Origin of the sequence: Vibrio natriegens NBRC 15636 = ATCC 14048 = DSM 759 (assembly GCF_035621455.1) — a bacterium.
GTDB lineage: Bacteria > Pseudomonadota > Gammaproteobacteria > Enterobacterales > Vibrionaceae > Vibrio > Vibrio natriegens.
In genome coordinates this window covers 2,567,410-2,581,209 of record NZ_CP141822.1, presented here as the reverse complement: position 1 = coordinate 2,581,209, position 13,800 = coordinate 2,567,410, and the positions used below count along the sequence as shown (strand labels likewise).

Below are 13,800 nucleotides of genomic sequence, written 5' to 3'. Positions count from 1 at the left end.
CAAAGTGAAATTAAAAGTAGAGCACGCGCTGCAGTTCGCTAAAGCTTGTGACGCCTTGCTTAAGCTTTTCAATACCTGACATTTGTAGTGTGCTCATCCCGTTACGGATGGCGAGTTTTTCGAGTTGATTTACCGAGGCACCTTTAATCAGTGCTTCGGATAGGGTTTCATCGAAACGCATCACCTCATAGATGCCAGTTCTTCCCGAATAGCCGTGTGTACAGTGGTTACAGCCATTTGGGTTAGCTTGATAAATCTGGTCAGTTGCTTGAATGCCAATATGTTGTAATGCGGCGGTAACCTCTTGAGGCTGCTTACAGTGCGAGCAAAGTTTACGGGCTAAGCGCTGGGCAATAACAAGGCTGAGCGAAGAGGCGAGGTTGTAGCTTTCAACGCCCATATTCGTTAGGCGGATAACGGTTTCAGCGGCTGAATTTGTGTGGAGTGTCGACAAGACTAAGTGTCCGGTTTGTGCGGCCTTAATCGCGATTTCTGCTGTGTCCAAATCGCGGATTTCTCCCACCATGACCACATCAGGATCTTGACGCAGGAAAGAGCGCAGTGCCTCGGCGAAACCAAAGCCTATCTTGGGTTGAACCTGAACCTGATTAATTCCGGAGAGGTTGATTTCCACCGGGTCTTCAGCCGTAGAAATATTGATCTCTGGTTTATTGAGTATGCTCAGCCCTGTGTACAACGAGACGGTTTTGCCGCTGCCGGTTGGGCCGGTCATTAAAATCATGCCTTGTGGACGACGCAGAGCATCTAAGTACAGCTGCTTTTGCTGGTCACTGTAGCCTAGTTTATCGATATCCAGAGAAGCGGAGCTGCTGTCGAGCAGTCGCAATACGATTTTTTCTCCGAATAGAGTGGGTAAGGTGGACACTCGCATATCAATCGCAGTGTCTTGATTAAGCTTTAACTTTATTCGACCGTCTTGCGGCATACGCCTTTCAGCAATATCAAGCTTGGACAGAATTTTGATTCGAGCCGATAAGCGTCGACTTAAATGGCTTGGCGGCTGTTGAGTCTCAATTAGAATGCCGTCACAACGCAGCCGAACCCGATACATTTTTTCATAAGGTTCAAAGTGGATATCGGATGCCCCTTTACGTACAGCATCCAATAAAATCTGGTTGATATAGCGACTAACCGGTGATTGGTCCTGACTTAAGTCTTCGATGTTATCGATTTCATCAGCACCGACGTCAACCAAATTAGCCAACTCTTCTTGGTTGATCTCTTTTAAGCCGGATCTCTCCTGACCTAACGCGCGACCGTACAAACGGCGAATCGCAGCATCAAGCTCCGAAAAATCCGTAATGACGAGATCAATTTGCAATCCGGTTGCAAAGCGAAAATCATCTTCTGCTTGTTGGTTAGTTGGGTCGGCAATAGCGAGAGTTAACGTCGAAGGCGTTCGCTCCAGTGGCAGGGCATGATGACTCGTGATCAGCTCGCGCAGCCCCAATTTTTGGCACAGGGCGCTGTAATCATAATTAGATAACGGTTCGTAGGGTAAACCAAAGATTGAACTTAGATGAGTGGCGAGTTCTCTGGAGGTAAATATGCCTGAATTGACTAACGCTTCCGGTATCGAAATACCAGAAGCGTTGACTTGCTCTATTAACGACTCTTCTTGGTGCTGGATAATCAGATTAGCATTACGAAGAGTCCCAATTAAGTTGAATAACATTTATTTAATCGTTGAACCAGCAGCACAACCTTTTGGAGATATTTCACTTGCTGCTGTCGTTTCACATATCCAAAGTCCACCAGATCGAACTAACTGAATCTTTTGTGTATTGACGACACCTGCATCAAAGGTGAATTTTACTGTTCCATCTAAAGAGCCGTCGCTTGTAGGGGTGATTAGAACGTTGCCATCTCCCATGTCTTCTACGGTACCGAGCCGCGTAAAATCAGCTTTGGTACCTGATGTTGTTGAAGGAAAGCTACCTTCAGTAGCAATATAATCCTCGATGTTAGTTTTCAGAGCAGTAATATTTGCTAGGCCTACTCCTAAAGCTGATTTCTTTACGTAGTTTTGGTACTGAGGGATAGCAATTGCTGCCAAAACCCCTATTACCGCCACCACGATCATTAATTCAATCAGCGTAAAGCCTTGCTGTTTTTTCTGTTTATTTGACTTCATTCTCTCTTCCTTCTCATGAGATAGATAATGCTGTTGCATTGGCACAAGATTATGGAGAGTAAGAAGTGGTGAAAACTGGCAGGCAGCGGGTGATCGAGTCAGATAGATATCTTTAATGCTCAATTACATTTGATATGCAACGAATTGCGATTGATTTGGCTTTTTACGGATAAAAATAAAGGGCCAAAGGGCCAAAGGGCCCTTTATTTAATGTTTGTTTTATAAGTTGTTGAATTTTCTTGTTTAATATGGATTTTGTTAATTGGTTATTTGAAGCGCATCGAAAGATCCATCGCTTTCAGGTGCTTGGTTAGCGCGCCGACAGAGATGTAATCGACGCCTGTTTCTGCATATTCTGCGATGGTGTCTAAGGTGATGTTGCCAGAGTTTTCTAATGCTGCGCGACCTGCGTTGATTTCTACTGCTTCACGCATCATCTCTTTAGTAAAGTTATCCAGCATGATGATATCCGCACCGGCTTCAATCGCTTCTTTTAACTCGTCTAAGCTTTCTGTTTCCACTTCGACTGGTTTGCCAGGGTTCAACTCTTTTGCTGTTGTGATCGCTTGAGTGATGCCGCCGCAGGCAATGATGTGGTTTTCTTTAATGAGGTATGCATCGAATACGCCGATACGGTGGTTGAAGCCACCGCCACAAGCTACGGCGTATTTTAGAGCGCTGCGCAGACCCGGAATAGTTTTGCGCGTATCTAACAGACGGCACTCGGTGTGCGCGATCTTTTCTGCGTACACGGACGTTGTGGTCGCACAACCAGAAAGCGTCTGAATAAAGTTCATCGCGTTACGCTCGCCAGTAAGCAGGTCACGAGCAGGGCCTGATAAGGTACAAAGTGTCTGGTTTGGTTCAACCTTGTCACCGTCTTGTACATACCACTCGATAGTCACTTTACCGCCCAGCTGTTTAAATACTTCATCTGCCCAAGCCTGACCGCAGAACACACCGTGCTCACGTGTAATGATCGTCGCAGTGTTAACGGCATCTTCAGGGATAAGAGATGCGGTGATATCGTTGTTGATATCCACTGTGCCGCCGAGGTCTTCTTTTAAGGTATCGGCGACGGAGCGAGTGATCTCCAGAGGAAGTTGTTGTTTCAGGTATTCCAGGCGTTCTTGGCTGTTGTGTGTGTTCTTCATCGCAAATCTAGTCTTGAAAGGGAGATGGCAACGAATGATACTCTCCGGTGTCAATAATTTCAGCAGTTAATTTGCAAACTATAGAGGTTGATATGCCCCCAATAATCGAGAATGGCTGGTTGACGCAAGCAAAGCATGTTCCGTCGCCTTTTTTTGATGCTCGTTCAGATAGCACTGATATCTCTCTGCTTGTTGTTCATAACATCAGTTTGCCGCCTGGCCAGTTTGGCGGTCCTTATATAGAGGACTTTTTCTGTGGGAAATTGGACCCGAAAGTACATCCATTTTTTGAAGTAATTCACAAAATGGGGGTTTCGGCTCATTGCTTAATAAAGAGAAATGGCGAGATTGTACAGTTTGTGTCCTTTCTCGATAGAGCATGGCATGCTGGCCAGTCAAGTTTTGCCGGACGAGCTGGATGCAATGACTATTCGATAGGTGTTGAGCTGGAAGGGACTGAGTTTGTCGCATACACAGATGAGCAATATCAGTCACTTGCGGGTTTATCTCAAGCGATTATGTCGCAATACCCTAACATTACCCCTCAACGAATTACTGGCCACCAGTACATCGCCCCGCTAAGAAAAAGTGACCCTGGCTTAAGTTTTGACTGGGTCAAGTATCGACGACTAATTTGAAATTAAGTTGTGATAAATATGTAAATTATAAAAGCTAGAATCAATAAGGCATGGTTTCAACCATGCCTTTTTGTATACAAAAAATAATTACTTTTGTTGAAAATTAACTACATTTTTGTGTGTACAGCGAGGGAAGTGGCCGATATTTGCCCTGATCTTTTTGTCATTTTATGCTTTTACTTTCAAAATGCTCAGCACGTCATTTCCCCACTTGTTTTGTTATTGTAATTGGTAAGACCAATTTTATTGCTGTTTTAACCGTCAATTGTTATCAGAGTGTTTTTGCTAGGCCCGTTCTATGATTTAGGTCAATTTTTGGCTGGACAGTGACGTTTTAATTATGTTAATTTCTGCACCAACTTAAAATTGGTATTACCAATTACCTGCAAGAGTAGAAGAATAATAAATTATGGCTTATCAAAGGATTCGTCAGCCAAAGCTCTCTGATGTTATTGAACAAGAGTTAGAAAGGTTGATTGTGGAAGGAACATTGTCTCCGGGGCAGCAGTTGCCACCAGAGCGCGAACTGGCAAAACAGTTTGATGTTTCTCGTCCGTCGATCCGTGAGGCAATTCAACGCCTTGAAGCTAAGCGTCTTCTTACTCGCCGTCAGGGTGGTGGCACTTTTGTTAGTGAGAACATCTGGAAAAGTTTTTCCGATCCTCTGCTAAATTTATTGTCTAGTCACTCTGAAACTCAGCTGGATTTACTGGAAACGCGCCACGCGATGGAAGGTATTGCAGCTTACTTTGCAGCCGTTCGTGGTACCGAAGAAGATTTTGCTCGAATTCAAGCCTGTCTTGAACGAATCAGCCAAGCGCAATCCAATGATGACGTTGCAGCTGAATCGGCGGAAGTAATGCAGTTCTTAATTGCTTTAACGGAAGCGGCTCACAACGTAGTACTACTGCATATTGTGCGCAGCCTGGCACCTTTGCTTGAGCAAAATATTCTACAGAATTTTAAATTATTGCATCGCCGCCCTGAGGCGGTCGAGAAAGTAAGTAAACACCGAGCTAACATCGTGGATGCGATTGTATCTGGTCAGCCAGAAAAGGCGCGTGAGATGTCACATTCACACTTAGCTTATATTGAAGAAACATTGTTGGATTTGACCAGAGAAGAGTCTCGTCGTGAACGCTCTTTACGTCGAATGCAACAGGGCAATGACTCTTAAAGACGATTTGCTTGTTTTATAGATCCAACCAACAGAAGGATAGATCGCCATGTCTGATATGAAGCATGACGTAGATGCACTGGAAACTCAAGAATGGCTACAAGCACTTGAGTCAGTTGTACGTGAAGAAGGCGTAGAGCGTGCTCAGTTCCTACTTGAGCAAGTTCTAGATAAAGCACGTCTAGACGGTGTTGACATGCCAACTGGAATCACCACGAACTACATCAACACGATTCCAGCAGATCAAGAACCAGCTTACCCAGGTGACACAACACTTGAGCGTCGTATTCGTTCCATCATTCGCTGGAACGCAATCATGATCGTTCTACGTGCATCGAAGAAAGACCTAGAACTAGGCGGCCACATGGCGTCTTTCCAGTCTTCTGCTGCATTCTACGAAACATGTTTCAACCATTTCTTCCGTGCTCCAAACGAGAAGGATGGTGGCGACCTAGTTTACTACCAAGGTCACATTTCTCCAGGTATCTACTCTCGTGCATTCGTTGAAGGCCGTCTAACTGAAGAGCAGCTAGACAACTTCCGTCAAGAAGTAGATGGTAAAGGTATCCCGTCATACCCACACCCTAAACTAATGCCTGAATTCTGGCAGTTCCCAACCGTATCTATGGGTCTAGGTCCGATCTCTGCGATCTACCAAGCTCGTTTCCTTAAGTACCTTGAAGGCCGCGGCATGAAAGATACTTCTGAGCAGCGCGTTTACGCGTTCCTGGGTGACGGTGAGATGGATGAGCCAGAATCACGTGGTGCTATCTCTTTCGCTGCGCGTGAGAAGCTAGACAACCTATGTTTCCTAATCAACTGTAACCTTCAGCGTCTAGACGGCCCTGTAATGGGTAACGGTAAGATCATTCAAGAACTTGAAGGTCTGTTCAAAGGTGCTGGCTGGAACGTAGTTAAAGTAATCTGGGGTAACAACTGGGATTCTCTACTAGCTAAAGATACAACTGGTAAGCTTCTACAGCTTATGAACGAAACAATCGATGGCGATTACCAAACGTTCAAAGCGAAAGACGGTGCATACGTACGTGAGCACTTCTTCGGTAAGTACCCAGAAACAGCTGCACTAGTTGCTGACATGACTGATGACGAAATCTTCGCACTTAAGCGTGGTGGTCACGAGTCTTCTAAGCTATACGCTGCATACAAAAACGCGGCAGACACTAAAGGCCGTCCAACGGTTATCCTAGCTAAGACTGTTAAAGGTTACGGCATGGGTGAAGCGGCTGAAGGTAAGAACATCGCGCACCAAGTTAAGAAGATGGACATGACTCACGTTCTACACCTACGTGATCGTCTAGGTCTACAAGATCTTCTAACTGACGAAGCTGTGAAAGAGCTTCCGTACCTGAAACTTGAAGAAGGTTCAAAAGAGTACGAATACCTACACGCTCGTCGTAAAGCGCTACACGGTTACACGCCTCAGCGTCTACCGAACTTCACTCAAGAACTGATCGTTCCTGAACTAGAAGAATTCAAGCCTCTACTAGAAGAGCAGAAGCGTGACATCTCTTCTACTATGGCATTCGTACGTTCACTGAACGTTCTGCTTAAGAACAAGAACATTGGTAAGAACATCGTTCCTATCATTGCTGACGAAGCACGTACATTCGGTATGGAAGGTCTATTCCGTCAAATCGGTATTTACAACCCGCACGGCCAGACTTACACACCAGAAGACCGTGGCGTTGTTTCTTACTACAAAGAAGCGACTTCAGGTCAGGTTCTACAAGAAGGTATCAACGAGCTAGGTGCTATGTCTTCATGGGTTGCAGCAGCAACTTCATACTCGACAAACGACCTACCAATGATTCCGTTCTACATCTACTACTCTATGTTCGGTTTCCAACGTGTTGGCGACATGGCGTGGATGGCTGGTGACCAACAAGCACGTGGTTTCCTACTAGGTGCAACTGCTGGTCGTACGACACTGAACGGTGAAGGTCTGCAGCACGAAGATGGTCACTCGCACATCATGGCGGGTACAGTTCCTAACTGTATCTCTTACGATCCGACATTCGCTTACGAAGTAGCGGTAATCATGCAAGACGGTATCCGTCGCATGTACGGTGAGCAAGAGAACGTGTTCTACTACCTAACGCTAATGAACGAGAACTACGCAATGCCAGCAATGCCAGAAGGCGCTGAAGAAGGCATTCGTAAGGGTATCTACAAGCTAGAAACTTACACTGGTTCTAAAGGTAAAGTTCAGCTAATGAGCTCTGGTACTATCATGAACGAAGTACGTAAAGCAGCTCAAATCCTTAGCGATGAGTACGGTGTTGCATCTGACGTTTACTCTGTAACGTCATTCAACGAAGTAACTCGCGACGGTCAAGCGGCAGAGCGTTACAACATGCTACACCCAGAAGCGGAAGCGCAAGTACCATACATCCAAACAGTAATGGGTACTGAGCCAGCTATCGCAGCAACTGACTACATGAAGAACTACGCAGAGCAGGTTCGTGCATTCATCCCTGCTGAATCTTTCAAAGTTCTTGGTACTGATGGCTTCGGTCGCTCAGACAGCCGTGAAAACCTACGTCGTCACTTCGAAGTGAACGCAGGTTACGTAGTAGTAGCAGCGCTAACTGAACTAGCGAAACGTGGCGAAGTTGAGAAGTCTGTAATTGCTGAAGCAATTAAGAAATTCGACATCGACACTGAAAAAACAAACCCGCTATACGCTTAATTAAGAAGGTAGATAAGAAATGGCAATCGAAATTAATGTACCAGACATCGGTACGGATGAGGTTGAAGTTACTGAGATTCTTGTAAGCGTTGGCGACAAGGTTGAAGAAGAGCAGTCTCTGATCACTGTTGAAGGCGATAAAGCTTCTATGGAAGTTCCTGCTTCTCAAGCGGGTATCGTTAAAGAAATCAAAGTTGCAGAAGGCGACAAGGTTTCTACTGGTTCTCTAATCATGATTTTCGAAGCCGAGGGTGCAGCTGAAGCTGCGCCTGCTCCTGCGGCGGAAGCAGCTCCAGCAGCAGCTCCAGCTCCAGCAGCAGCGGCAGAACTGAAAGAAGTTCACGTACCAGATATCGGTGGTGACGAAGTTGAAGTTACTGAAATCATGGTAGCAATCGGCGACAGCATCGAAGAAGAGCAATCTCTGATCACTGTAGAAGGCGACAAAGCTTCTATGGAAGTTCCTGCACCATTCGCAGGTACGCTTAAAGAAATCAAAGTAGCAGCAGGCGATAAAGTATCGACTGGCTCTCTAATCATGGTATTCGAAGTAGCAGGTTCAGGCGCTCCAGCAGCAGCTCCTGCGGCAGTAGAAGCACCAGCGGCAGCAGCTCCAGCAGCATCTGCGGCAAAAGAAGTTAACGTTCCAGATATCGGTGGCGACGAAGTAGAAGTTACTGAAATCATGGTTGCAGTTGGCGATACAGTGGAAGAAGAGCAATCTCTAATCACTGTAGAAGGCGACAAAGCTTCTATGGAAGTTCCTGCACCATTCGCTGGTACTGTTAAAGAAATCAAGATTGCAGCTGGCGACAAAGTGTCTACTGGCTCACTAATCATGGTATTCGAAGTGGCGGGCGCAGCTCCAGCTCCTGCAGCGGCTCCAGCTCAAGCGGCAGCACCTGCAGCAGCGGCTCCTAAAGCAGAAGCTCCAGCGGCGGCAGCTCCAGCAGCGACAGGCGATTTCAAAGAGAACGACGAGTACGCTCACGCGTCTCCAGTTGTTCGTCGTCTAGCTCGTGAGTTCGGCGTAAACCTTTCTAAGGTTAAAGGTTCTGGTCGTAAGAGCCGTATCCTGAAAGAAGACGTTCAGAACTACGTGAAAGAAGCGCTTAAGCGTCTTGAGTCTGGTGCTGCAGCATCTGGCAAAGGCGACGGTGCAGCTCTTGGTCTACTACCATGGCCAAAAGTGGACTTCAGCAAGTTCGGTGAGACAGAAGTTCAACCTCTATCTCGCATTAAGAAGATTTCTGGTGCTAACCTACACCGTAACTGGGTAATGATCCCGCACGTTACACAGTGGGATAACGCAGACATCACGGCTCTTGAAGCATTCCGTAAAGAGCAAAACGCGATTGAAGCGAAGAAAGACACTGGCATGAAGATCACTCCACTAGTGTTCATCATGAAAGCAGTTGCTAAAGCACTTGAAGCGTTCCCGGCGTTCAACTCTTCTCTATCAGAAGACGGTGAGAGCCTAATTCTGAAGAAATACGTGAACGTTGGTATCGCGGTAGATACGCCAAACGGTCTGGTTGTTCCTGTATTTAAAGACGTGAACAAGAAAGGCATCTACGAGCTATCTGAAGAGCTAATGGCTGTTTCTAAGAAAGCTCGTGCTGGTAAGCTAACTGCGGCTGACATGCAAGGTGGCTGTTTCACTATCTCTAGCCTTGGCGGCATTGGCGGTACTGCGTTTACTCCAATCGTGAACGCGCCAGAAGTGGGTATCCTAGGTGTATCTAAGTCAGAGATGAAACCGGTATGGAACGGTAAAGAGTTCGAACCGCGTCTACAACTTCCACTGTCTCTATCATACGACCACCGTGTGATCGATGGTGCGGAAGGTGCGCGTTTCATCACTTACCTAAACTCATGTCTATCTGACATTCGTCGTCTAGTTCTTTAATAGAAGTTAGATGTATGAGAGGCGGCAATTTAGCCGCCTCTGCTAATAATAATTACTGAACAATTTGGTTATCGCCCTTATTCACTATGGGGTTTTCACAATCGAATTGTTGTCTAGCTCACAGGCTAAATTGATTTACTTTTCACGCCATTAACATCTCTGTAAACTGTTAGCGGTCTGAAAGTCACTGTTTAAAAAATCTTACTTAAACAAAAAGAATCAAAAATCACTCAGCCTGTTAGGGATAATGACTACAAGAGGTCAAAATGAGCAAAGAAATTAAAGCCCAAGTTGTTGTACTTGGTTCTGGTCCTGCTGGTTACTCTGCAGCATTCCGTTGTGCGGATTTAGGTCTTGAAACTGTACTAGTTGAACGTTACAGCACTCTTGGCGGTGTGTGTCTGAACGTGGGTTGTATCCCATCTAAAGCACTTCTTCACGTTTCTAAAGTAATTGAAGAAGCAAAAGCAATGGCTGATCACGGCGTTGTATTTGGCGAACCGCAAACTGACATCAACAAAATCCGCATCTGGAAAGAAAAAGTTGTTAACCAACTTACTGGCGGCCTAGGTGGCATGGCTAAGATGCGTAACGTAACTGTAGTTAACGGTTACGGTAAGTTTACTGGTCCTAACTCTATCCTTGTAGAAGGTGAAGGCGAGTCAACTGTTGTTAACTTCGACAACGCAATCGTTGCTGCTGGTTCTCGTCCAATCAAACTGCCATTTATCCCGCATGAAGACCCACGTATTTGGGATTCTACTGACGCTCTTGAACTAAAAGAAGTGCCAGAAAAACTACTTATCATGGGTGGTGGTATCATCGGTCTGGAAATGGGTACGGTTTACCACTCTCTAGGTTCTAAAGTTGAAGTTGTTGAGATGTTTGATCAGGTAATCCCTGCAGCAGACAAAGATATCGTTAAGGTTTACACCAAGCGTATCAAAGACAAGTTCAAGCTAATGCTAGAAACGAAAGTAACAGCAGTTGAAGCGAAAGAAGACGGTATCTACGTTTCAATGGAAGGTAAGAAAGCACCTGCTGAAGCAGAGCGCTACGATGCTGTTCTTGTTGCTATCGGTCGTGTACCAAACGGCAAACTGATTGACGGTGAAAAAGCGGGTCTAGAAATCGACGAGCGCGGCTTCATCAACGTTGACAAGCAAATGCGTACTAACGTTCCTCACATCTTCGCGATCGGTGATATCGTTGGTCAACCAATGCTTGCTCACAAAGGTGTGCATGAAGGTCACGTAGCAGCTGAAGTTATCTCTGGTAAGAAGCACTACTTTGACCCTAAAGTTATCCCTTCAATCGCATACACTGAGCCAGAAGTGGCTTGGGTTGGTAAGACTGAGAAAGAAGCGAAAGACGAAGGCATCAAGTACGAAGTGGCAACATTCCCATGGGCTGCATCAGGTCGTGCAATCGCATCTGACTGTTCAGACGGTATGACTAAGCTAATCTTCGACAAAGAAACTCACCGCGTAATCGGTGGTGCTATCGTTGGTACTAACGGTGGTGAACTACTTGGCGAAATCGGTCTTGCGATCGAGATGGGTTGTGATGCAGAAGATATCGCTCTGACTATCCACGCTCACCCAACTCTACACGAGTCTGTTGGTCTAGCTGCTGAAGTATTTGAAGGTTCTATCACTGACCTTCCAAACAAAAAAGCAGTTAAGAAGAAGTAAGTTTCTTTACTGATTAAATAATAAAAACCGCTGAACATTCAGCGGTTTTTTTGTTTTTAACAGCTAAGTTTCAAATACAAAAAAGCCTGGCAGAAGCCAGGCTTTATGATTTTTGGTGTAGACCTTACTGATTGCGATCGTAAATACAAAGCATATCAAGGTATGAACTTACGAGGTTTTTCAGCTCATCTTCACCCTTAAAACGGTTTGCTTGTACAAACAGTGAGTAGCAAATGCCGTGGAACAAGTTAGTCAAATGTTCTGGTTGATGCGTGTTACAGATTTCACCACGCTCAATTGCTTTGATAAACATGTTCTGTACCAACAGCTGGTTGGTGCGGTTGGTTGACACGAATAGTGGCCAAACTTCGTCGCGTGTCGATGCGCTCCACTCAAACCATACTTTCAGCCAGTGGCAATCTTGATTGACTAACTCAATCATTGCGCTGGTAATATTCGCAATATTGTCACGAGCGTGTAGGTCTAAATCGATGTTATCTGAAAGGAAGTTCGAGAACTGACGTACAACGTGGTTCAACACTTCATCAACGAGATCTTCGCGAGTTGGGAAGTAGTTAAAAACGGTAGCAACAGAAACCTGTGCGATTTCAGCGATATCCGCATGACCACCGCGGCCAATACCGCGACGCGCAAATACTTCCAACGCGATTTCCATGAGTTGTTGTTTACGCTTAATAGGGGAAAGCCTAGTACGGGCTCTCTTTGCAATTGAGTCCATTATATTTACCTTGCCATTTTCGTTGAATGGGGGGAAATCCCCCTAATTGATTATTTTAATAATTGCTTAAAGCAAGTGATGAGTGTAATGGTGCATATACTCAAGGTCAACATTTGTTGTGTGATTTGTAGACAGTAATGCCCTGATTGTTGATGCTTTTCGTCATAATCTGGCGAAAATACGGTTACGCTCCCAAGAAAATCGGGAAAGGGTTGTGGCTTTCAACACAATGAACGTGGTGATACACTACGCGCCGTAAGATTAGGTGATCGTTTGCGCGCGATTGACCTTAACCCACCAAATAAATTGAGCAGAGTATGAAACATACAGTAGAAGTCATGATTTCTGAGGAAGTCGTTCAGGATCGAGTTCGTGAAATAGGCAAGCAAATTACTGAGCGTTACCAAGGTAGCGAAGATCTGGTTTTGGTTGGCTTATTGCGTGGTTCATTTGTTTTTATGGCCGACTTAGCCCGTGCCATTGACCTGACTCATCAAGTCGATTTCATGACGGCTTCAAGCTACGGCAATACGATGGAAAGCTCACGTGATGTTCGTATCCTGAAAGATCTGGATGACGATATCAAAGGCAAAGATGTGTTGCTTGTTGAAGACATTATCGATACCGGTAATACGCTGAACAAGATTCGTGAGATCCTGTCGCTGCGTGAGCCAAAATCTATCGCAATCTGTACCTTATTGGATAAACCATCTCGCCGTGAAGTGAACGTGCCTGTTGACTGGATTGGCTTTGAAATTCCGGATGAGTTTGTGGTTGGTGTAGGTATTGATTACGCTCAGAAATACCGCCACTTACCATTTATCGGTAAAGTTGTGCCTCAAGAATAAGCACAGGTCCATTATCGGATTATAAAAAATCAGATAGAAAAAACGCCCATTTCGAAATGGGCGTTTTTTGTTTAATCAACTTGTCGTATTAACGACACAGCAGCTTGTTCTCGGAGTTTAAAATCGTCGACAAGGCTGTTTTGTACGACTCTTCAACAGTTTCTTTAGAGTTAGAGCGAATACCCAGATACTCTAAACGGCCGTCTTCAATACCATAAACAAAGCCGTGAATCTCAACATCTTGTCCGCGCTCCCATGCATTTTGCATGATGGTTGAATTACCCAAGTTATAAACTTGTTCGGCAACGTTAAGTTCACCTAGTTTATCGGCACGATCTTCCAGAGGCATTTGATCCAGATAGGTGCGATGTTTGAAGTAAATATCACGAATGTGCAATAACCAGTTATTGATCAAACCGAGTTGCGGATTATCAATCGCAGCGTTAACACCGCCACAACCGTAGTGACCACATACGATAATGTGTTTTACTTTGAGAACGTCAACGGCATATTGAACAACAGAAAGGCAGTTTAGGTCTGTGTGGATGACTTGGTTTGCAACATTACGGTGAACAAATAACTCTCCGGAGTAAAGGCCGGTTAATCGTTCTGCTGGTACACGGCTGTCTGAACAACCAATCCAAAGAAAATCGGGTTTCTGGCCCTCTGCGAGCTTAGCGAAATATTCAGGGCGATCAGACTTAATTTCTTCTGACCATTTTGAATTATTCTCAAATAATTGTTTAATTTCCGGCATCTTGCAAATAACTTCCCTT

At 45.2% G+C, this 13,800-nt stretch carries 11 protein-coding genes; 6 read left to right on the top strand and 5 right to left on the bottom strand.

Annotated features, from left to right (window positions below):
• Positions 1-10 precede the first annotated feature (10 nt).
• The 3 genes from pilB to nadC form a co-directional block, all read right to left on the bottom strand.
• The gene (pilB, locus tag VER99_RS11605; protein ID WP_020333948.1) at positions 11-1,696 is read right to left on the bottom strand and encodes a type IV-A pilus assembly ATPase PilB; all 1,686 of its coding nucleotides are present in this window, start codon (positions 1,694-1,696) and stop codon (positions 11-13) included.
• Positions 1,697-2,155, bottom strand: coding sequence for a pilin (locus VER99_RS11600; RefSeq protein ID WP_020333947.1), 459 nt, complete (start codon positions 2,153-2,155; stop codon positions 1,697-1,699).
• Between the two features lie 266 nt (positions 2,156-2,421).
• On the bottom strand, positions 2,422-3,309 hold the full coding sequence (gene nadC / locus VER99_RS11595) for a carboxylating nicotinate-nucleotide diphosphorylase (protein WP_020333946.1): 888 nt from the start codon (positions 3,307-3,309) through the stop codon (positions 2,422-2,424).
• 92 nt (positions 3,310-3,401) lie between these two features.
• On the opposite strand from nadC, the gene ampD reads away from it, so the two are divergent.
• The 5 genes from ampD (at position 3,402) to lpdA (ending at position 11,437) form a co-directional block, all read left to right on the top strand.
• Complete coding sequence (ampD, locus tag VER99_RS11590; protein WP_020333945.1) at positions 3,402-3,947, top strand: 1,6-anhydro-N-acetylmuramyl-L-alanine amidase AmpD; 546 nt, start codon at positions 3,402-3,404, stop codon at positions 3,945-3,947.
• A gap of 409 nt (positions 3,948-4,356) precedes the next feature.
• Complete coding sequence (pdhR, locus tag VER99_RS11585; protein ID WP_014232947.1) at positions 4,357-5,124, top strand: pyruvate dehydrogenase complex transcriptional repressor PdhR; 768 nt, start codon at positions 4,357-4,359, stop codon at positions 5,122-5,124.
• 49 nt (positions 5,125-5,173) lie between these two features.
• Positions 5,174-7,834, top strand: coding sequence for a pyruvate dehydrogenase (acetyl-transferring), homodimeric type (gene aceE, locus VER99_RS11580; protein WP_014232946.1), 2,661 nt, complete (start codon positions 5,174-5,176; stop codon positions 7,832-7,834).
• Between the two features lie 19 nt (positions 7,835-7,853).
• Entirely contained in the window at positions 7,854-9,743 is a 1,890-nt protein-coding gene (gene aceF, locus VER99_RS11575) for a pyruvate dehydrogenase complex dihydrolipoyllysine-residue acetyltransferase (protein WP_020333942.1), read from the top strand.
• A 266-nt stretch (positions 9,744-10,009) separates the two neighbouring features.
• Positions 10,010-11,437 carry a dihydrolipoyl dehydrogenase gene (gene lpdA, locus VER99_RS11570; protein WP_014232944.1) on the top strand — a complete coding sequence of 476 codons (1,428 nt, stop codon included), beginning with the start codon at positions 10,010-10,012 and terminating at the stop codon, positions 11,435-11,437.
• Positions 11,438-11,561: 124 nt separating this feature from the next.
• Here lpdA and VER99_RS11565 read toward each other — a convergent pair whose 3' ends face one another.
• Entirely contained in the window at positions 11,562-12,176 is a 615-nt protein-coding gene (locus VER99_RS11565) for a LuxR/HapR/OpaR family quorum-sensing transcriptional regulator (protein WP_020333941.1), read from the bottom strand.
• Between the two features lie 317 nt (positions 12,177-12,493).
• Here VER99_RS11565 and hpt point away from each other — a divergent pair, with 317 nt between their 5' ends.
• Complete coding sequence (gene hpt, locus VER99_RS11560; protein WP_014232942.1) at positions 12,494-13,024, top strand: hypoxanthine phosphoribosyltransferase; 531 nt, start codon at positions 12,494-12,496, stop codon at positions 13,022-13,024.
• Between the two features lie 88 nt (positions 13,025-13,112).
• On the opposite strand, the gene can is transcribed toward hpt, so the two are convergent.
• On the bottom strand, positions 13,113-13,781 hold the full coding sequence (gene can / locus VER99_RS11555) for a carbonate dehydratase (RefSeq protein WP_014232941.1): 669 nt from the start codon (positions 13,779-13,781) through the stop codon (positions 13,113-13,115).
• Between the last annotated feature and the right edge of the window lie 19 nt (positions 13,782-13,800).